Origin of the sequence: Paraburkholderia madseniana, from assembly GCF_009690905.1 — a bacterium.
In the GTDB taxonomy this organism is placed as follows: Bacteria; Pseudomonadota; Gammaproteobacteria; order Burkholderiales; family Burkholderiaceae; genus Paraburkholderia; species Paraburkholderia madseniana.
The window spans coordinates 1-19,999 of sequence record NZ_VOSW01000015.1 but is presented as its reverse complement, the minus strand read 5'-3'; the positions used below and the strand labels follow the sequence as shown (position 1 = coordinate 19,999).

Sequence of the window (19,999 nt, the reverse complement as noted above, 5' to 3'; positions counted from 1 at the left end):
TCAGTGCACCAGGCAAGCGCACTACGCAAGTGCAACAGGCAAGCGGAGCATCGTAATCACACGGCGGCTGAGCACTCACGCTTAGCCGCCGTTTTCATTTGCCGACGCTGTTGCGCATCGTGCAAAGCGGCGAGCGTTCGCGCATAGGGCTTGATGCCCGAGCCAATCAGCCACAATCCAAACAGCGCTGCGGGAGCCGCCGTACACGCTACTGCATAACGCAAAGCGCTGTCGCGATGAAACACGTGATCGGTGACGAGCGCGACCGCGGTCGGCCCTAACCCGATGCCCAGCAATCCCGCGAGCAGCAGATACACAGCGATGGCCTGGCCTCGCATGCGGTTGGGCACGACCGCCTGAATCGCCGCGGGCGCCGCCGACTGGGCAATACCAAGGCCGAACACGCTGACGAATAGCAGCGCGAATGCGAGACGAGCGTCCGGCATCAGAGGCCATAGCATGCACGGCAGCGCGAATACCGCTGAGCCCAGCAGCGCGATGCGAAAGCGTGCTGCGGTTACGCCACGCGCGGTCCACGCATCGCTGAGAAAACCGCACACCAGAGTGCCACCCGCGCCTGCAATGGCAATGATCAGGCCGAGCACTGGCCCGGAACGCATCGGCTGCATACCGAAGTTGCGCTCGAATAACGCGGGTGCCCAGGCAAGCGCGCCATAGCCGATGATCGACAGCAACGCCGGGTAAGTCAGTACACGGGAAAACGTGGCGGCATGCTGGCGCAGATAACGCGTGAAATCGCCGAAGGAAGCGTTCTTGTCTGCATCGATTCCAGCGCTTGCCACCGCCACTTCCTGACGCGCCGGCTCGCGCACCGTCACCAGCAACAGCAAGGCGAGCGGCACGGCGGGCAGCGCCGCCGCGACAAACGCGAGGCGCCATGCCGGCACGCTGCCGATACCCGCAATCGCCAGACCGTGCGGCGGAATTGCCGCCAGCAACCAGCCGCCGAGCAGTAACGAGGCACCCGAACCGATCGCAATCGAGACGTAATAGATGGCGATCGCCCGGCCACGCTGCGTCGGCGTGAAGCAGTCGGCGATCAGCGAATAGGCGGCCGGCGCGAGCACCGCTTCGCCGATTCCAACCCCGATCCGCGCGAGCAGCAGGTGCGTATAGCTCTGGCCGAACGCAAAGAGCGCGGTGGCCGCACCCCAGAATAGCAAAGCGACGAAGATCAGATTGCGACGGTTGCCGCGGTCCACGAGGCGGCCAAGCGGCAAACCGGCCAGCGTGTAAAAGATCGCGAACGCGTAGCCCTGCAGCAGACTGAATGCCGTATCCGAGATGCCGAACTCTTTGCGCAAAGGACGTACCAGCAGCGCGGGCAGTTGACGGTCAAGCTGAGACAGCAAAGTGGCTGCGAATAGCACGGCGATGACGTACCACGCGTAACGAGCCGATGGGTACCTGGCTAGTGTGCCAGCCGACGTGGCAGTCACCGAAGCGGATGATGAGGCAGTCACTGACGCCATCGGAGAGGTCGACCCTGAGGCAGTCGCTGAGGCGGGCGCGCTTTGCTGCGTCCGGGGCGTGAGGGCGGTGGGCAAAACAGGACTCCCGAGGCAGATGGATGACCGCCCGCGCGAGGCGGGCGGTATCGCTCGTCATGGCATACCGCGTGCCGAAAGTAGGGCGCTGCCGCAGCGTGATGGCATTCCCGTCTGCTTACTGCTCGACCGCGGCCTCGCCGCGCGCCTTCACTGCTTCGTAGAAGTCGCGTTTGAGTGTCGGGTAGTACGCGATCTGGCCGCCCATGCCGCCGGCGATATCGATCGATGCCGCGCTGATGAAACTCGCGTAATCGCTCGACAGGAACAGCGCCATGCCCGCGACGTCTTCCGGTTTGCCGAAGCGGCCGATCGGCACGACCTTCAACACCATCTGGTCGAACTCCTCGCGCGTGCAGCCGGCCGGCATCTCACGATAGTGGCGGTCCCACTGGCCCGTGTCGATCCAGCCCATGTTCAGGGTGTTGACGAGGATGTTGTCTTTCGCGAGCGACATGCCGAGCGATTTCGACATCGCCACGCAGGCCGCGCGATTGACAACCGACGGAATGCCGTCCGGCGTCGGCACGACGCCCGCAAGTGCGTTGATCTCGATGATGCGGCCCCAGCGTTGCTTGCGCATATGTGGCACCACCGCCTGCACGAAGCGGAAATGCCCCATTTGCAGGATGTTGGCATGCTCGAGGATCTGCTCGGGCGTCAGCGTTTCGAGGTTGCCGCCACGCCCCTGGCCGGCATTGTTGATCAGCACGTCCACGCCGGCCCAGCTTTGCGCCACGTGTTCGACAAACTGTTTGACGCCTTCGGTATCGGTTACGTCGACCGAGTGCGCGATCACGGCGGACGCACCGCGCGCTTTCAGGTCTTCCGCAACGGTTTCAAGGTCGGCGGTGGTGCGCGCACAAATGGCGACGCGCGCGCCTTCGGCGGCAAAGGCCCGCGCGATTGCGCGGCCGATGCCGCGTGATGCGCCGGTGACGATCACGCGCTTGCTGCTCAGGTCGATCTGCATATGTCTCCTCATGTCGGGCCCAGCAATGGTTCGCCCGCCGGGTGGTGTCTGGTTTTTATAATTTAAACAGAATATCTACAAATGTACAGATAAACTGAGTCAAAGTTCCTGGCGCATGCGGGCTAGTCCATCGCCACATGTGCGTCGGCGGGCGAGGCGCGCGAGTGACGGGCCGGGCGGATGATGGCCAGCAAAGGAATCACCAGCAGGGTAGCGATGAACATCAGCTTGAAGTCGTCGATATACGCGATCATCGAGGCCTGCTGGGTGACCTGCATGTTCAGCAGCGCGAGCGCGCTTGGGGAATGCAGATCGACCTGGTTTTGCACCACGGGGTCGTACACCGACACATGCGCGGCCAGCGACGCATGCGCCACCTGGGTATTGCGCGTGATGAAGGTTTGGACCACTGAAATCCCGATACTGCTGCCGATGTTGCGCATCAGGCTGTAGATCGCGGTGCCGTCGCTGCGCAGCTCGCTGGAAAGCGTGGAGAAGGTGACGGAGCTGAGCGGCACGAACACGAGTCCCAGGCCGAAGCCCTGCACCACGCCCGGCCAGATAATGTCCGATGGAGATAGCACCAGCGTGTAGTGCGTCATCTGCCACAGCGCGAACGCCGAGATCAGAAAGCCGGTAACGAGCAGCAGGCGCACGTCGAAACGGCCGATCAGCCGGCCCACCACCATCATGGCGATCATCGTGCCGATGCCGCTCGGCGCACTGACGAGGCCAGCGGTGGCTGCGTCGTAATTCATCAGCGACTGCAACATCGGCGGCAACAGGGCACGCGTGGCGTACATTACGGCGCCGACCACGAAGATGAAGAAGACGCCCGTCACGAAATTGCGGTCTTTCAACAACTGATAGCGGAAGAAAGAGCGCGGCCCAGCGGTCGCCGTGTGCGCAATGAAGAAGGCGAAACTGATGACGGCCACTAACGCTTCGGCTCGAATTTCCATCGAACTGAACCAGTCGAGCTGCTCGCCGCGATCGAGGAGTGCCTGCAACGCGCCGACAGCCAGACTCAGTGTGGCGAAGCCGAAAAAATCGAACCGCTCGCCGAGCTTGCGGCGGTTCTCCGGCAAATAGGCGAGTGTGCCGAACAGCGCAAACGCGCCGACCGGCAGATTGATGAAGAACACCCAGCGCCAGTTATAGCTTTCGGTCAGCCAGCCACCGAGCGTGGGCCCGAGAATCGGCCCGACCATCACGCCCATGCCCCAGACGGCCATTGCCTGGCCCTGCTTTTCGCGCGGATTGATATCGAGCAGGATGGATTGCGACAGCGGCACTAGCGACGCGCCGAAGATCCCTTGCAGCAATCGCGCGATGATGATTTGCGGCAGCGAGTCCGCCAGACCGCAGAGGCCGGAAGCGACCGTGAACCCCGTGATCGACGCAGCCAGCAGATGCTTGACCCCGAAGCGGGTGGCGAGCCAGCCGGTGAGCGGCGTGGCGATGGCGGCGGACACGATATACGAGGTGAGAACCCAGGTGATTTCGTCCTGCGACGCGGAGAGCGCGCCTTGCATATGCGGCAGTGCAACGTTGGCGATCGTGCTATCGAGCGATTGCATCAGCGTGGCCAGCATGATCGACACGGTGATCAGCGGCCGGTTGAGCGCCGCGCCGGGTTGCGGCGATTGAGCGGATGCCGTGGCCGGTGAATTGACTGCCATAACGTTGAGGTTCCTGTCGTATAGCACGCAAGATTGATAAGCGTACTTATTGTAATTGAGTCATATATCGAAGTAGTGTTCATATTTGAGGGATTTGACTCGTATAATCGCCGGCATGAACAAAGGCTACGACAACCGCTTGGGCTTTCTGATCACGGACGCGGGCCGGTTGTGCGGCCGGCTTTTCGATGAACGGGCCAAGGCTCGCCTCGGCTTGACGCGTGCGCAGAGCCGCGTGCTGGCTTACCTGTCCTGGTATGGCGAGACGAATCAGGCGAGGCTAGCCGAGACGCTGGAGATTTCGCCGATCTCGTTGACGAGGCTGCTGGACAGAATGACCGAAGGCGGCTGGGTGATGCGGGTGGCGGACGTCAGCGACCGGCGGGCTTACTGCGTGAAAGCGACCCGGAAAGCACGGGCAGCGCTTGTCCAGGTTTTGGATGTCGGGGACCGGGTTGCGGAGGAAGCTTTAGCCGGTTTCGATGCTCACGAGCGCGAGGTGCTGATAGGGTTGTTGCATCGTATGAGGGCAAACCTGGTCCAGGCGATGGCGAGTTGCGGCACGTCCGAAGTATGAAGGGGCTGCTCCTTTCCGGACTATGCGCTATGCAAGTGCGCTGAAGCAGCCGAAGGAGCCGTGAGACGAGCGGCTCATCATGTGACGTGATGAAGCTGAAATGCGCTTGCGTGAAGCAAGCACCTCCCGTCATGCTCAGCACCGGCTCAACAGAATCTCCGCCAGCTTCACCGGCTCGCTGATCATCGCGTTGTGGCAGGTATCGAGTTCGATCACTTCGTCCACACCGCCCAGGTTGCCGATGAATTTGTGTTGCACCTTCGGCCGCAACGCGCGGTCGCGTTGAGTGAGTACCCAGCTCATCGGTACGCGCGGGAATGTCGAACGATCGACCGGTTCGGTCGTGACCCTGGTGCTTTCGGCGCACAGACCCGCCACGACGCGTTGCTTCTGCTCCCGCGTCATGCCGTTGGCAAATACCCAGCGCGCGATGAACGCGGGGAGCGGCGCGCTAACAGCCGTGCGCCGCGCCGCTCGCGACGCGATCACGTTCATCGGCGCATGCAGTGTATCGAGCACGGTCTTACCGTCAGGCGGGATGCAGCAGGCGATGAAAACCATTCGTTGCACGTGTGCTGACCCGAGCCGCGCTGCCACACCGGGTAACGTGATCCCCGCCATCGAATGGCCGACCAGCATCACCCTGTCCGGCCGCGTCGCGAGAATCTGCGCCGTCACGCTCTCGACGCATTGCGCGATGGTCAGCGTCGCCAGATTACCCGGTTCGTTACCGTGGCCGGGCAGATCGACGGCGAGTACCCGCACTGAAGGATCGCGCGCGCGCAATGCGTCGACGGTGGGTTGCCAGCACGCACCGCTATGCTGGCCACCGTGCACCAGGACGATAGTCGGCTTGCCGGCGGACTTCGGCTTTGCAACTGAAGTATCGAAGTCCGGCCGCGCCTGAGACGATGGCTGCGCGCTCAATATGCTTCTCTACCGCGCGCGGCGAACAGCGCACGCATCGGCGCCAGCGTCGGCGCATGACTCGTGAAGCCGCCGTCGACCGGGAGGGTCGCGCCGGTGATGAACGCGGCTTCGTCCGACGCGAGAAAGCACACGACGTCCGCCACGTGCTTCGGCTCGCCGAGATAGGGCGTCAGATGGCCGTCGAGAATCACCGCCTTGATATCGTCGGGCAGCGGATGCGCGCCACCGTTCTCCGCGACCACGAGACCGATCTGGATCGTGTTCGAGCGAATCCCCTGCTTGCCGTACTGCGCGGCAATCGACTTGCTCAGGATCGTCAAGCCGGCCTTCGAAGCTGCATACGCACTCAAGGTGAAATCGCCCTGCGCGCCAAAACCGGACGATGCGTGAATGATCGAGCCGCCGCCCACCTTCAGCATCGCGGGAATCGCGTGCTTCGAACACAGCATCGGGCCGCGCAGATTGACCGCCATCGCGCGATCCCATGCTTCGACTTCGACGTTGCACACATCGCGATCGCCTCTGCGTTGCGCGGCGTCGAGCACGGCCGCATTGTTGTGCAGGATGTCGATGCGTCCAAAGTGCTCCAGAACCGCTGCGATCATCGCCTTGACCTCGGCCTCGGACGAGACGTCGGTGCGCAGGCCCAGTGCCCGTTCGCCGATCGAAGCGGCCACTGCCACCGCCGCGTCGCCGTCGATATCCACCACGGCTACGCGCGCGCCTTGCGCCGCGAGGCCACGGGCGCAGGCCGCGCCGAGTCCGCCACCCGCGCCAGTGACGATCGCAACCTTGCCTTCGAGTTTGCCGGCCGTCGTTTGAGTAGCGCCAGTCATGCTACTACCGCCAATACCGCTAGTCATCTGCTCAGTCTCCAGTGAAAACAGGGGTGCGCTTTTCCTTGAAGGCCAGCGCGGCTTCCTTCACGTCGTCGCTCGGGGCGAGCAGCGCGAACAGGTCGAGCTCGCGATCCAGGCCGCGGCGCAGATCGAGTTCGAGCGCGGCGCGCGCTGCCTGCTTGACGTAGATCGTGGCCGCCGGCGATTTCGCGGCGAGCCGGTCCGCTAACGTCTGCACTTCGGCGATCAGACTCTCGGGTGTCGCCGAAATGCGCGTGACGAGGCCGATTTCCTTCGCTTGCTGTGCGCTCATGCGGTCGCCGGTCAGGAGCACGTCGAGCGCGCGGCCATGGCCGACCACGCGCGCGAGACGTTGCGTGCCGCCGCCACCCGGAATCAGGCCGAGACCGGTTTCCGGCAGTGCAAGCACCGTATCGGGCGAGGCGAAGCGGATATCGCAGGCGAGCGCGATCTCCAGTCCGCCACCCATGCAGAAACCATGCAGCGCGGCGAGCACAGGTTTCTGGACCTGATCGAGCGCCTCGATCCAGCGCGAGCGTTCCATGCGCCGCCGCACTTGCAGCGACGATTCGGACCCGCGCTTTTCCTTGATGTCCGCGCCAGCACAGAAGCCGCGCGCGCCTTCACCGCGCAGCACGATCACGTGAACGTCGGGATCGGTGTCGAGGAGCTGCAGCGCCTGCGGCACGCCCCGGCGAATTTCGTCATTGATCGCGTTGATCTGCTCCGGCCGGTTCAGCACGATCCACGCGGTCTTCCCGTTGCGCTCAACGCGCACGGTGGGGTTGATCGTCAGCCCATTCATGGTGGAGGTCCCCTCGTGGGTAGTCAGCATTTAGCGGGGCGCCTGAAATTCTTCGAACTCGAACAACTGGCCGTCGAGCTCGGCGGGGTCGATGCGAATCAGCGAACGGCCGCCCACGGCTTCGGATGATTCGACCCAGTCGAAGCCGATGCCGCGTGCCTTCAGTTCTTCGGCCTTGACTTGCAGGCCGTTCACCGCGATTCGCACGAAATACGGGCCCGGCCCCCAGCTGTTCAGGTAGCGGCCGGCCTCGCCGTCCCAGCGGGTCGCCTCGAGCACGTCGAGCGACGCGCTATTGGGCAACGTGAAGCCCATTCGCGCGCGCCGGTAGCCTTCGCCGACCAGCGTTTCCACCGCGCCGACCGGTTCCCAGTCGAGATTCGCCGAGCAACGGCGCAGGGTGTCGTCGAGATCGCGCACGAGAAAACCGCGTGCGGTCACGCGCACCAGCTGGCCCGGCTGAAGATCGCGTGGTTGCGGTGCGGGCGTCGCGAACGTTTCAGGCGGCAGTTGCAGCGGCTCCATCGGCATGATCTCGATGCACAGGCCGCCGTCCACGGAAGGTTCGTACTCGGGGCGCTCAGGCGTCACGCCGACCCACAAGCGGTCGAACGGCATTTCCGGGGTGCGCTGCGCCATCCGGAACGGCAGGCGGCGGCGCATCAGACGCTCCACGGTCTGCTCGAACTTCGGGCCGTGCGCGGCCACCACGATCGAGTGCGTGAGGATCGGCCGATGCTTGCCCTGAAATGCCTCGAGGCTTTGCAGGAAATGATGGAACGATGGGTCGCCGGGGTTCGGGCGATCCAGATGCACTTGCGGCTCGACGCGCGTCGGCGCCACCGCCAGCGACTTGTGCACGCGCAGAAAATGCGCGATGTACGGATGGTTGTCGAACGCCTGGCGCCAATTCGGGTGCTTGTGAATCCCCAGCTTGTTGACCAGCAATTCGGTCATCCCGTCCGGGTCCGGAACCATCATGTCGGCGGTCATCAGCAGATCGAACATATCGGTGAATCTCCAAAAAGTGTTGGATGAACGGCTTGTCAGGACGCCTGGCGGGCTGCCGGCGCCGTGGCGCGCAGGCGGGTGGCCGAGGCGGCGATTGCGGGTTGCGTGGCCTCGGCAGGCTCGGTGCCGGAGCCGCCGCGCAGGCGCTCGGCTTTCGGCCGCAGCAGGAAATAGGAGAGCGCTGGAATCAGCACGAGGGCGCCGACCATGTTCCACAGGAACATGAAGGTGAGCAGGATGCCCATGTCAGCCTGGAATTTGATCGGCGACCAGACCCACGTGACGACACCGCCCGCGAGCGTGAAGCCGACCAGCATCACCACCTTGCCGGTGAACATCAATGCGTCGCGGTAGGCCTCGCGCAGCGTGGCGCCGGCGCGTTGCCGCGCGAGTTGCACCGAGAGGAGATACAGCGCGTAGTCGACGCCGATCCCGACGCCGAGTGCGATCACCGGCAGCGTGGCGACCTTCACGCCGATGCCGAGCAGCACCATCAACGCTTCGCACAACACCGAGGTGAGCATCAGCGGAATCAGCGCGACAACCACCGCGCGCCACGTACGGAAGGTAATGAAGCAGAGGATCGCTACCGACGCGTAGACCAGCAGCAGCATCTCGCGATTGGCCTGCTCGACAACGATATTGGTCGCCGCGTCGATGCCGGCCGAACCCGCGGCCAGCAGGAAATGCCGTTCGGGCGTGTCGTGCGCCGCGGCGAAATCGTTCACCACGTGCACCACGCGCGTCAGCGTCTCGGCCTTGTGGTCGCTCAGGAAGACCAGCAGCGGTGCGACCGTACGGTCAGCGTTGGTCAACTCGGGCATGGCCACCACGACGTTGGAAAACGCATCGCCGGAGACGAACGGATCGCGGTTCACCGTCAGCCACTTGGGCGAGCCTTCGAAGTTGCCGGCCGTGTACTGCCGCACCACGCTTGCTGCCGACACCGTGCCGCGCACCCCTTCGGTCTCGCGCAGCTTTGCTTCGAGGCGGTCCATCTCGGTCAACGTCGGGAAGCTCTCCACGCCACCGGCCGGTGTCTTGACGATCACAGCGAAGACATCGCTCGACAGGTTGTAGTGCTGGTTGATGAACGCGTTATCGCGGTTGTAGCGCGAGTTCGTCTTCAGTTCGGGTGCGCCGGAATCGAGGTCGCCCACCTGCAGATGCGTGCTGATCGCAATACCGCCGATGAACAGCAACAGCGCGCCGATCATCGCGCCAATGGCCCAGCGGCGGGTGGAGAAGCGGTCGAAGGCCTGATAGCTGCGCACCACGAAGCCGCGCTTCGCTTGCGGATCGGCGCTCAGGCGCGCGCGTCGCACCGCGGACCGGCTCACGCCCGTGTACGACAGCAGCACCGGCAGCAATACGAGGTTGGTGAAGATCAGCACACCCACGCCGATGCTGGCGGCGAGCGCGAGATTGCGGATCACGGGCACGTCGATGATCATCAGCACCGCGAAGCCGACCACGTCGGCGAGGAGGGCGGTCAGGCCGGCGAGGAACAGGCGCCGGAACGTATGACGGGCGGCCGCATAGCGATGCACGCCGCGCGCGACGTCGCGGGTAATGCCGTTCATTTTCTGCGCGCCGTGCGAGACGCCGATCGCGAAGACAAGGAACGGCACGAGGATCGAATAGGGGTCGATCGAGAAACCGAGCCACTGCACGATGCCGAGCTGCCAGATCACCGCGGCGGCCGAACACAGCACGACCAGACCGGTGCTGCGCAGGCAGCGCGTGTACGCATAGAGCGCGAACGCGGCGATCAGCGCGGAAATGCCGAAGTAGATCAGCACACCGTCGAGACCACCGATCAGATCGCCCGCCAGCTTGGCGAAGCCGACGATGTGAATCTTGACGTTGGGGGTTTCAAGCGAACGGATCTGCTTTTCCAGATCGTGCGAGAGCTCACGGTAGTTCAACGGTGTGCCGGTGGCCGGATCCTTGTCGAGCAGCGGCACGAACACCACGCTCGAACGCTCGTTGTTGGCGACCACTGAGCCGCCGATGCCGGCGCGTGCCACATTGCGACGTAATTCGTCGAGGCTTTTCGTGGAACCGTCGTAGGCTTCGGGCATCACGGGGCCACCGCGAAAGCCGTCCTCGGTGATTTCGGTCCAGCGCACCGACGGCGTCCACAGCGACTTCATGTAGGCACGGTCCACGCCGCGCATCAGGAACACTTTGTCATTGATCTTCTGCAGCGTGCGCAGATAGTCGGCGTCGTAGATCGAACCGTTGGTGTTCTCCACCGAAATCCGCAGCGAGTTGCCGAGCGCACGCAATGACGCGGCGTTGTCGAGATAGTGGCGCACGAACGGGTGCGACTGCGGAATCATGTTCAGGAAGTTCGCGTTGACTTCCAGACGCGTGGCGCGCGCGCCGAACAGCGCCGTCAACAGCACGCAGACGATCACGATGAGCGCGCGATGATTGAAAATCAGCCGCTCGACCGGACCGCCTGAACGGCGGTCGAAAGGCTGCGCCGGTTGCGGTTGATCCTTCGCTGCGGACTGATCGTGTGGGTTATCCATGCTGAACACCTCTAGTGATGCAATTCAATGGCGTGTCTCGCGCCCGCTGCATTTACTGCACCTACTGCGCTGATTGCGCCTGTCCGGCTCAGCGCCGCAAGCCGATCGCCTCAACGCTCATACCGCTCGAACCACCGAGCGCGACGCGATCCGCGCCGTCCGCGGCGATGCCGGCGAACAGCATCGGCGTATCGGCCGAAACGCGATGGAAGGCGCCACTAACCGGATCGGCGACTAGCAGCATCGCGCGGCTGCCGCAGATCACGATGCGGCCATCGCCAAGCACGGTGGCGCCGTTCAACGTCGAATCGGTACCGGTGTCGGCTTTTTGCCAGCTGTTGCCCTGGTCGGTGCTCTGATAAACGGTGCCGCGCAGGCCAAAGGCAAAGAGCCTTTGGTCGTTGCCGACGATGCCGAAGAAGCTGCCGCTGTAGCCCGATTGCAGGCGCTTGAACTGGCCGCTCGCCCGATCGAGCCGGAACACGGTGCCGCGTTCGCCCGCGATATACACCTCGCCGCCAATTCCGCGAATCGCGTTCAGATTCAGGAAGTCGGGGTTGTCGATGTGCTCGAGGCCGGGCCGCCAGGTCTTGCCGCCATCGGTCGTCATGGCGAACGAGCCGAACGAGCCGACCGCATAGCCTTCGGTGGCGTTGTCGAACCAGACATCGAGATAAGGCAGCGACGGGCCCGCTTTGGCGTTGTTTTCTTCCTGCTTCTGATACGTGGAGGCATTCGCGTCGCCGCGTGCCACGGCGTCCCGGTAATAGGCGACGAAGCGCTCGTTGGAGATACGTCCGTCGAGCTGTTTGCTCCAGCTCGTGCCGCCGTTCGAGGTATGCAGAATCACGCCGTCGTGGCCGACAGCCCAGCCTTGCGACGGCGTGGGGAAGGCCACCGCCGTCAGATCGCTCTGCACCGGACTGGGGACCTGGCGCCAGCTATGCCCGTGGTCGTCGGACACGACGATCACGCCCCGCTGGCCGACGCCGACGAGGCGTTGACCAGCGCTCGCCACCGCGGTCATCGGCCGGGTGGCGGGTGAGACGGCGGTTTCGGCGGGCGCGTCGAGCGGATCGACAAAGCGCGCCGCGTGGGCCGCCGGCGGCTCCGTGCTGGCCGTCGCGGCGAGTGCGGAAGCACCCGCGAACGCCGCGACGATGGCCGTCAGACATTGCACTGACCGGAAATTCATGGGTAAGTCTCCGCACACACACGTTGCGAACTCATTGGCAACGCATTGACCATTCTTCGACCATGCAGGCTGCGCGCTCGCCGGATCGATACCCGGTTCCGGCGGGCGCGCGCCGCGCCGTTTAGCGCACGCCCGCGCTTTGCAGTGCTTGCGGCGTGTAATACGCCTGGTTCGGCAGTTCGTCGTACGGGATCATGTGGGTGACCGGATCGCCCTGGTCCGCGATGACCGCGTAGTTGCCCTTGGTCAGGTCGTAGACCACCTGGATGGGCTGGCCGACGCGCGGCTTGTCGTAAGGGATGATGTCCAGCGTATAGGCGGTACGGTAGAGCGCGTTGCTTTGGTCGTACGCGTCGTACGCCACGATCAGCCACGTGTCTTCGTCGATGTAATACGTGCGATGGCTGTAGACATCACGCTGACCCGGCTTGAGGGTCGCCTCGACCACCCACACCCGGTGCTTCTCCCAGCGCACGACATCCGGATTGGCGAACTTGTCGCCCACCAGATTCGGCGACTGATACGCGCGATAGTTGTTGTACGGCACGATGATTTCTTTCTCGCCGGCCAGCTTGAAATCGAAGCGGTCCATCCGTCCCTGGAAACCACCGATTTCGTCGAACAGCAGCGTGCCGCCGATACCCGCCATCGGCGTGTCGTACTTCAGTTCGGGCGCCACGCGCACACGTCGCTGACCCGGCATGTAGATCCAGGTGGTGTCGTCCTGGTCGCCGTTATTGACGCTGTATTTCGCCAGATACAACTGGCCGACCTGCGAGGACGGGCCGAAGAAGTTGGTGTAGGTCAGGCGGAAATACGGGTCGTTCAGTTTGGTCGCGTTGCGGTCGTAGAACGGGTAGATGAACTTCGACTCCTGGTCGCCCATCAGCGTCTTGTGGCCGGCTTCGTCAACGAAGATCGTGCGGAAGCGGAAATCGGTGCGCACGCCCTGGTAGCGCATGTTCTGATTCCACATCACTTCATAACCGTCTTTCGGGATCGGGAACGGAATGCAGCCGAATGCGCCTTCCACGCCATCGCCCTTGATCTTGCCGACGAGCTTCGCCGTGGTTGCGCAGCTCACCGTGTTCTTCAGCACCCAGTCCGGATAGGTCATCGTACGCCGCGTCTTGTAGACGTCGACGCGAAAACCCGGGAAGCGGTCGAGCAGCGCCTTGGTGCCAGGTGTCAGCGCGTCGCCGTACTTGGCCTGATTGGCCTTGGTGATCGATTCGATCGGCTTGTCGTCCTTGAACGGATCGGGATAGCGGCCGCTGCCGGGCTTGAAGTCGGCGGGGATGGGCAGATCCTTCACGCCGCCGGTGTAGGCAGGGATCGAACCGTCCGCGTTGGCGGCTTTCTGTGCGCCGAATTCGGTGAGCTTGCCGCCGAGCTCTTTGGCTTCGTCGGCGCTGACCGCCGCGAGCACAGGCCCACTGGCGGCGACTGCCGTCGCCATCGTTGCCAGTACCATTGCGAGTTTCATGCTTGTCTCCAGAATATGTGTCAGAAAAACCCAGCCGGTGCGCGACAGCTTTTTATCCGGCGCTCGTGAGGGCATCCGTGACAGAAAGCGGGCGCGACCGTCGCCCGTCAGAATGAAGAAGAAAACGTGAGCGAAACCCAACCTTTGTCGTTGTAGAAAGACGGACCGTTGCCCGTTGCGTAATACGAAGGCCCGCCGCTCGGCAAACCGTTGGCGAGACCGAAGTTTGTCTGGCCGCCCGTATGCGAGTGATAGCCGTTGTATTGCAGCGTGACGTTGTATTTGTTCTGGATTAGCGCGTGCAGGCCGAAGGTGTAGATCATCGAACCCTGGTTGGTGCCGCCCAGACTCGGCGTATTGCCCCACAGGCCGTACTGGATGAACATCGGCGCGTCGATGTCGACACCCGGAAACACCTGCAGCCATTGCGGATCGAACTGCACCGCCAGCGCCACCGAATTGTTGGTCGAGCAGCCGGCCCATTTGCTGCCGGTCGGACATTCGGTCGAGTTGCCCACGCCGTTGTAGAGCGCGCCGTTGCTGGTGGTCTTGACCTTCTGCGTGAAAGCGATTTCAGCCAGCGCGCTGCCGGTGTTCCAGAATGGCGTGCGCGACAGGCCCGCCAGCACGTTTCCGATCACATTGACGACGTCGCCTCGCGCGCCTTGCTGGCCGCTCAGGTCGCTCGCCAACGGACCGGTGCCACTGTTCAGCGCGGTGTTATGCCGGTACGACACTTCGAAGCCCGTGCTGAAGTCGCCGATCTGCCGGTCGAGACTCATGCCGTACAGCTTCACGTTCGAGCCATAGGCAAGGTGATAGTTGGTCGCACCGGTTGCCGGGTTCACGCCCAGCAGCACCCACGGCTGCGTTTCCGTCAGATTGCGGTAATAGAAGCCGAACGTGCCACCGAGCCATTGCGGCGCCCATGTGACCTTGGCGCCGTAGTCGTTATGAAAACCGTTGTTCGGCATCACGTCGGCGCCGCGCGGAATTGCCCCCTCCAACAGGTTCGGCCCCTGGAAGCCGAAGCCGACCGTGCCCAGGTAGGTGCCGCCTTCCGGCAGACGGGTCGGCATATATTCGGCGAAATACTGCGCGGCCAGTGAGACGGTCGGCGTGAGCTGGGTTTCGAACAGCACCTGGGCGCGCGGGATCGCCAGTTCCTTTGCCTGCGTCCCGGGCGAGGCTGCGCCCTTGATGTTGTCGGACGCGCCTTGACCGTAGTTAATGCCCTCGCTGCCGAAGATAAGCGCATTGCCCCAGTACTGGGTGAGACGGCCGACCTTGATCGCGCTCGGCTGGCCATTGATCTCGAACTTGTAGAACACGAATGCATCCAGCAGATCCGCGCCCTGCTGGTAGTAGCGCTCGGTGTAACTGCCGTAGTGGTTGCCGGTGTACGAGTTGAGGCTCGAGTAGGGCACCCCGGGATAGGCGGCGCCGGGGTTGTTGTTCACACCGCCGCCGTACGCGAAGTCTTTCCACAACGAGGCGCTGACCCGAAAACCGAATTTGTCCTGGTAGACCGCATCGAATTCGCTCAGATCGGACACGCGGTTGGTAACAATGTCGCCAGCGTGCTTGAACTTGTAATCCGATTCACTGTAAAGCGGGTTATTGCCGATCGAGTCGTTGATGCCCTGGGCACGCATGCCCAGGTTGTAGCTGATCGTGTTGTCCCAATTGATGTTCAGATCGGGGTTCGAACTGAGTTGCACGGCGTTGGCCGATGCGGCCCAGCATCCCAGAGCCATCGCGATACCGAGGCTCATCCGGCTTTTTTCGAATCTGGCGCAGCTGCTCATTCCCTTCATCTCCTTGTCTCCGTAGCTCCCTGCCGGGGCCGGGTTTTTGTTTGACGGTGGTGACGGCACGGTGCTGCTGGCCTCGTGGCTTCCACGCTGCCGCCCAGGGAATTGCACACAGTGTTCAACTCTGTGCAGTCTGCTCGTCGGGACTTGTTAGATTCGCCTGGATTCGGAATTGAATTCTATAGATAGAATTTCGACTCCGGCTCTCTCGTTTTCCCCTATTCGAGACAAATTTGACGAAGTTGTTCATATCCATTCTGCTAATGGGGCAAGGATGCTGCGTGGCGTAACGCCAGAAGACCGGGAGTCAGCCCATTTCCGCAGGGGAAAGGTGTGCCGTCGGGCAAGGTCAATGGCCTCGTATTTTTGATCGGATCCTTATGTGGAAAGGACTTTCGGGCAACGGTCAGCGTCGGATGCGAGTGTGGGGAGGCCGCATGGAGCGCAACCCGGCGCAGGGCATCAACGGGTGGGCGCAGGAAATAGACAGCAGGACGTGTGATGAGGCGTGGGGGTTGCATGCTTGGCAGTCGGGAGGTAACGCCGGCCGGTCGGACCGCTCGCCGGCATTTCTTAAATTGATCACCAGAATCGAACCTGTTCAAATTATCCGCTATCAGGAGTTACCCGGTCTCGCCGGGCTCCTTGAGCACCCGTCTCGAGAGATACCCTGGAGGCATCGTCAAATAAGAGACATATTTCCGATATGTGTTCATAATATTCGGAAATTGGCCGTGCAGGCCGAAACGGCAGCGCCGCCGGTGACGGACAAAACCTTGAACTTGTCACAGGAACGATCGATGGCTTTTCGTGAGCATTACGACTATGTGATTGTCGGAGCAGGGTCGGCGGGCTGTGTGCTGGCCAACCGTTTGTCGGCGGATTCGGCTGTGTCCGTGCTGCTGCTCGAAAGCGGGCCGCCGGATCGCAGCGCGCTGATTCACATGCCGCGCGGCATCGGCAAGATCCTGAGCCCGGGTGGTCCGCTCGTATGGAGCTATCGCGCCACCCAGCGCAGCGGCGGCGGCTCGGAATACTGGTTAAAAGGGCGTACGCTCGGCGGCTCGAGTTCGGTCAACGGTATGGTGTATTTGCGTGGCCATCCGCAGGACTACGACGACTGGGAAGCAGCAGGTTGCACCGGCTGGGGCTGGGCTGACATGGGCCGTTGCTTCAAGGACATGGAAGATCACGAGCTCGGCGAGGCGCAGTGGCGCGGCGCAGGGGGGCCGCTGAAAGTGTCGATGCATCCGTCGGGCGATCCGCTTTGCGAGGCAGTGATCGAAGCAGCAGGGCAGAGCGGCGTGCCGCGAGTTAGGGACATCAATGCCGCTGCGGATGCGGCGATCGGCTACCAGCCGCGAACCATCTGGCGCGGGCGACGTTGGAGCGCGGCCAAGGCGTTTCTCGATCCCGTGCGCGGCCGTGCGAATCTCGACATCCGCACGGGTGTCGAGGTCGAGCGGATCAACTTCAGCGGCAGGCGCGCCACCGGTGTGTTGCTGCGCACGGCCGAGGGCGCCGTCCTGAGCGTCAATGCACGGCGTGAAGTGCTGGTGAGCGCGGGCGCGCTGAACTCGCCGAAATTGCTTCAACTCTCCGGTGTCGGCGACGGCGAGCGATTGCGCGAGCTCGGCATCGACGTGGTTGCCGACGTGCCCGCGGTAGGCCGCAACCTGCGCGAGCATCGGCCGGTGATGCTAAGCGCGCGCGTCACGGGCGGCAGTCTGAACCGGCAATTTCGCGGCTGGCCGCTCGTCGCCAACATGTTCCGCTACCAGTTGCGTGGCGCGGGGCCGATGACGCATGCGGCGCACGAGGTCTGCGCCTTCGTTAAAACGAACCCGGAACTGACGCGCCCGAATGCGGAGATTGGCGTCGGCCTGTATTCGTTGACGGTGAAAGACGGCAAGATCGCGATCGACACGCAACCCGGCATGACCTGGGTGGCCTATCTCACGCATCCTCAGAGCCTCGGCAGCGTGAGCATCACGTCGGCGGATCACGCCGCGCCGCTCGCCATCGACGCCAATTATCTCGACACCGAACAGGACCGCCGCAACAGCGTGGCGCTGATCCGGCTGATCCGCCGCATGCTGCGTCAGCCGGCACTGGGTGGCCATTTCACCGAGGAGACCGCGCCGGGTCCCGCGTTCACGTCCGATGAGGAACTGGTCGAGGCGTACTTCAAATTCGGCTCGACCGCCTTTCACGTGTCCGGTACCTGCCAGATGGGCAACAGCGATGCGGCTGCTGTCGATACCAAACTGCGGGTGCGCGGCGTCGAGCGCCTGCGGGTGGTCGATACGTCGATCATGCCCACGCTGATCGCGGGCAATACCAACGCGCCCGCCATGGCGATCGGCATGCGCGCGGCTGAACTGATACTCGGCGAGCAATGAGCGTGGCCTTGTTGCCACCGCTATCGCCATCTGACAACGACATGGACGGAGACATCGAATGAACGATTTTGCGGCGCTGCCGAAGCAGTTCACCGAACAGACGCGGCTCTTTATCGGCGGCGTGTGGGTCACGCCGCAAAGCGGTGAGCGTCAGCCCGTGTTGAATCCGGCCACCGAGGAAGTGATCGGCGAAGCGCCGGTTGGCGGGCTGGCAGAAGCCGAAGCCGCGCTCGCCGCTGCGCGCGAAGCATTCGATCGCGGGCCGTGGCCGGGCATGTCGCCGGCCGAGCGCGCCGGCTTTATGCGGCGCATGCATGCCGCGTTGCTCGCGCGTGCCGATCGCATCAAGGCGTTGCAGATCGTCGAAGCCGGCGCAACGCGCGCACTTGCCGAAACCATGATGTTCGCGTCGCCGATGAAGATCGTCGAAACCGCGATCGAGCGCTCCCTCAACCAGGCGGCGCGCCATCTGCCGATTACGACCGCGCTCAATCCATTCGATCCCGCCGGCGCGCAATTGATCGGCAGCGGCGTCGTGGTGCGGGAGGCGATCGGCGTAGTGTCGGCGATCACGCCGTTCAACGCGCCGTTTCTCACCAACCTGGCCAAGCTGTTTCCGGCTTTGCTGGCCGGCAATACGGTCGTGCTCAAACCGTCGCCGCATACGCCGTTTTCGGCGCTGCTGTTCGGCGAGGCGGCGCAGGAAGCCGGATTGCCGGACGGCGTGCTGAATATCGTGACCGGCAATGCCGACGTCGCACAGATGATGACCGCGGATGCACGTGTCGACATGGTGACGTTCACCGGCTCGGAGCAGGTGGGAGCGGCGATTCTGGCGCAAGGCGCGCCGACCATCAAAAAGACGCTGCTCGAACTCGGCGGAAAGTCGGCGTTGATCGTGCGTGAAGATGCCGACGTGCAGAAAGCCGCGATGGAAGGCGTGTTCCAGGTGTCGACCCATTGCGGCCAGGGCTGCGCGTTGGCGACACGTCATATCGTGCACAACGCGATCCGTCCCGCGTATGTCGAAACCATGCGTGCGATTGCGGCGCAGTTGAGCGTCGGCGACCCGGCGGCCGCCGGCACCGTGGTCGGACCGTTGATTCGCGAGGCGGCCCGCAGCCGGGTCGAGCGCTTCGTGCAGCAGGGGCAGGACGAGGGTGCGCGGCTCGTGGCAGGCGGGCGGCGGCCAGCTCATCTGGACCGGGGGTTCTTCTACGACGTAACGATTTTCGACGGCGTGACCAACGATATGTCGATCGCGCAGGAGGAGATTTTCGGCCCTGTGGCCAGCGTGATCGGTTTCGATAACGACGAAGAAGCGGTGCAGATTGCCAATGACAGCCGATATGGCCTGTATGGCGGAATTCATTCCCGTGACCCGGCGAAGGCTTATGACATGGCGCTGCGTTTGCGCACTGGCGGCGTGGTGATCAACGGCGGCCTGTATTCGTTGATGGATACCCCCTTCGGCGGATATAAGCGATCCGGGCTTGGGCGTGAATTCGGTGAGAACTGGCTGGATGAATACACGCAGGAGAAGTCGGTGCTGTTCCGGATTGGGGTTTGATCTGCTCGGGGAGAGGCAAAACAGGACGTGTGACATATGTTCGATTGTATCGATCGGCACACGGCGAAACTGCGCCGTGGCTGCCAACCATTGCCGTTCGTCTCACGTAATCTGTCACCAGTGGAAGTCTCTGTTCAAAACAGAATGAAACTAACCGTCAACGGCCAACTCGTAGCCCGCAAACGTCAAAACAGCGTCTATAACGCGAGGGGGCCATTTCACATGCGTTTTCCTGAATTGACTGTCGGTGCTCGCCGACTATTGCCCGCGGGGCGTGTTCTGTTAAATTTGGAAGGGGGCGGCAGCAAGCCAAAAGTTTGCCCATGAATTTACGGGGTGTGGCATGGACGTTCTTGATTTCGAGCCAAGAGTTTCGGCCGACGGAAGTAGAATCGACTTCCGGTTGTCCGATCGGGTTGGCACCGTCGGGTGCGCAATCACACGCGAGGCACTTAAAGTCAGCCCTTTCAAGGTCTTGATCAAGATGTCCCGCCTTTGGCGCGTTTAAGCAGGCGGGCGGTACTGTGATGGGCTCGGGCTACCGCGCCTTCGACATAGGGTGCGGGTTTGCGGGTCTTGGGGCCAC

14 protein-coding genes are annotated in these 19,999 nt (G+C 63.0%); 3 read left to right on the top strand and 11 right to left on the bottom strand.

Going from position 1 to position 19,999, the window contains the following annotated elements:
• Positions 1-56 precede the first annotated feature (56 nt).
• The 3 genes from FSO04_RS10005 to FSO04_RS09995 all read right to left on the bottom strand — a co-directional run bounded on the left by FSO04_RS10005 (position 57) and on the right by FSO04_RS09995 (position 4,223).
• Complete coding sequence (locus tag FSO04_RS10005) at positions 57-1,484, bottom strand: MFS transporter (RefSeq protein ID WP_233464803.1); 1,428 nt, start codon at positions 1,482-1,484, stop codon at positions 57-59.
• A gap of 202 nt (positions 1,485-1,686) precedes the next feature.
• Positions 1,687-2,541 carry an SDR family oxidoreductase gene (locus FSO04_RS10000; protein ID WP_154559544.1) on the bottom strand — a complete coding sequence of 285 codons (855 nt, stop codon included), beginning with the start codon at positions 2,539-2,541 and terminating at the stop codon, positions 1,687-1,689.
• Between the two features lie 122 nt (positions 2,542-2,663).
• Entirely contained in the window at positions 2,664-4,223 is a 1,560-nt protein-coding gene (locus FSO04_RS09995; protein WP_154559543.1) for a DHA2 family efflux MFS transporter permease subunit, read from the bottom strand.
• A 115-nt stretch (positions 4,224-4,338) separates the two neighbouring features.
• Between FSO04_RS09995 and FSO04_RS09990 the strand changes: the two genes are divergently transcribed.
• A complete protein-coding gene (locus FSO04_RS09990) occupies positions 4,339-4,800 on the top strand; it encodes a MarR family winged helix-turn-helix transcriptional regulator (protein ID WP_154559542.1) in 462 nt (153 codons plus the stop codon).
• A 135-nt stretch (positions 4,801-4,935) separates the two neighbouring features.
• Here the strand turns inward: FSO04_RS09990 and FSO04_RS09985 are convergent, their stop codons facing one another.
• The 8 genes from FSO04_RS09985 to FSO04_RS09950 form a co-directional block, all read right to left on the bottom strand.
• Positions 4,936-5,727 carry an alpha/beta fold hydrolase gene (locus FSO04_RS09985; protein WP_154559541.1) on the bottom strand — a complete coding sequence of 264 codons (792 nt, stop codon included), beginning with the start codon at positions 5,725-5,727 and terminating at the stop codon, positions 4,936-4,938.
• The gene (locus tag FSO04_RS09980) at positions 5,724-6,593 is read right to left on the bottom strand and encodes an SDR family NAD(P)-dependent oxidoreductase (RefSeq protein ID WP_233464802.1); all 870 of its coding nucleotides are present in this window, start codon (positions 6,591-6,593) and stop codon (positions 5,724-5,726) included. Before FSO04_RS09980 ends, FSO04_RS09985 begins: the two co-directional genes overlap by 4 nt.
• Before the next feature lie 4 nt (positions 6,594-6,597).
• Positions 6,598-7,425: an enoyl-CoA hydratase/isomerase family protein gene (locus tag FSO04_RS09975; RefSeq protein WP_233464801.1), complete on the bottom strand. Its 828-nt coding sequence runs from the start codon at positions 7,423-7,425 to the stop codon at positions 6,598-6,600.
• The gene (locus tag FSO04_RS09970) at positions 7,426-8,403 is read right to left on the bottom strand and encodes a VOC family protein (protein WP_154559540.1); all 978 of its coding nucleotides are present in this window, start codon (positions 8,401-8,403) and stop codon (positions 7,426-7,428) included.
• Between the two features lie 38 nt (positions 8,404-8,441).
• Positions 8,442-10,946 (bottom strand): efflux RND transporter permease subunit, encoded by a 2,505-nt coding sequence (locus FSO04_RS09965; RefSeq protein WP_154559539.1) that lies wholly within the window; start codon positions 10,944-10,946, stop codon positions 8,442-8,444.
• Positions 10,947-11,034: 88 nt separating this feature from the next.
• Positions 11,035-12,141 carry a YCF48-related protein gene (locus tag FSO04_RS09960; RefSeq protein ID WP_154559538.1) on the bottom strand — a complete coding sequence of 369 codons (1,107 nt, stop codon included), beginning with the start codon at positions 12,139-12,141 and terminating at the stop codon, positions 11,035-11,037.
• A gap of 121 nt (positions 12,142-12,262) precedes the next feature.
• Complete coding sequence (locus FSO04_RS09955) at positions 12,263-13,627, bottom strand: DUF1329 domain-containing protein (RefSeq protein ID WP_166618168.1); 1,365 nt, start codon at positions 13,625-13,627, stop codon at positions 12,263-12,265.
• Positions 13,628-13,734: 107 nt separating this feature from the next.
• Positions 13,735-15,435, bottom strand: a complete 1,701-nt coding sequence (locus FSO04_RS09950) for a DUF1302 domain-containing protein (RefSeq protein WP_166618167.1) — start codon at positions 15,433-15,435, stop codon at positions 13,735-13,737.
• Between the two features lie 806 nt (positions 15,436-16,241).
• On the opposite strand from FSO04_RS09950, the gene FSO04_RS09945 reads away from it, so the two are divergent.
• Together FSO04_RS09945 and FSO04_RS09940 are read left to right on the top strand one after the other, a co-directional pair.
• Complete coding sequence (locus tag FSO04_RS09945; RefSeq protein ID WP_154559535.1) at positions 16,242-17,843, top strand: GMC family oxidoreductase; 1,602 nt, start codon at positions 16,242-16,244, stop codon at positions 17,841-17,843.
• A gap of 58 nt (positions 17,844-17,901) precedes the next feature.
• Positions 17,902-19,413, top strand: coding sequence for an aldehyde dehydrogenase family protein (locus tag FSO04_RS09940; protein WP_154559534.1), 1,512 nt, complete (start codon positions 17,902-17,904; stop codon positions 19,411-19,413).
• Positions 19,414-19,999: the final 586 nt, after the last annotated feature.

What these genes read in the sequence shown, in the direction of transcription:
- FSO04_RS09975 (WP_233464801.1), bottom strand. Translation starts at nt 7,425, where the DNA reads ATGCTGACTACCCACGAGGGGACCTCCACCATGAATGGGCTGACGATC.
- FSO04_RS09950 (WP_166618167.1), bottom strand. Translation starts at nt 15,435, where the DNA reads ATGAGCAGCTGCGCCAGATTCGAAAAAAGCCGGATGAGCCTCGGTATC.
- FSO04_RS09970 (WP_154559540.1), bottom strand. Translation starts at nt 8,403, where the DNA reads ATGTTCGATCTGCTGATGACCGCCGACATGATGGTTCCGGACCCGGAC.
- FSO04_RS09990 (WP_154559542.1), top strand. Translation starts at nt 4,339, where the DNA reads ATGAACAAAGGCTACGACAACCGCTTGGGCTTTCTGATCACGGACGCG.
- FSO04_RS09945 (WP_154559535.1), top strand. Translation starts at nt 16,242, where the DNA reads ATGGCTTTTCGTGAGCATTACGACTATGTGATTGTCGGAGCAGGGTCG.
- FSO04_RS09955 (WP_166618168.1), bottom strand. Translation starts at nt 13,627, where the DNA reads ATGAAACTCGCAATGGTACTGGCAACGATGGCGACGGCAGTCGCCGCC.
- FSO04_RS09960 (WP_154559538.1), bottom strand. Translation starts at nt 12,141, where the DNA reads ATGAATTTCCGGTCAGTGCAATGTCTGACGGCCATCGTCGCGGCGTTC.
- FSO04_RS09940 (WP_154559534.1), top strand. Translation starts at nt 17,902, where the DNA reads ATGAACGATTTTGCGGCGCTGCCGAAGCAGTTCACCGAACAGACGCGG.
- FSO04_RS09965 (WP_154559539.1), bottom strand. Translation starts at nt 10,946, where the DNA reads ATGGATAACCCACACGATCAGTCCGCAGCGAAGGATCAACCGCAACCG.
- FSO04_RS09980 (WP_233464802.1), bottom strand. Translation starts at nt 6,593, where the DNA reads ATGACTAGCGGTATTGGCGGTAGTAGCATGACTGGCGCTACTCAAACG.
- FSO04_RS10000 (WP_154559544.1), bottom strand. Translation starts at nt 2,541, where the DNA reads ATGCAGATCGACCTGAGCAGCAAGCGCGTGATCGTCACCGGCGCATCA.
- FSO04_RS09995 (WP_154559543.1), bottom strand. Translation starts at nt 4,223, where the DNA reads ATGGCAGTCAATTCACCGGCCACGGCATCCGCTCAATCGCCGCAACCC.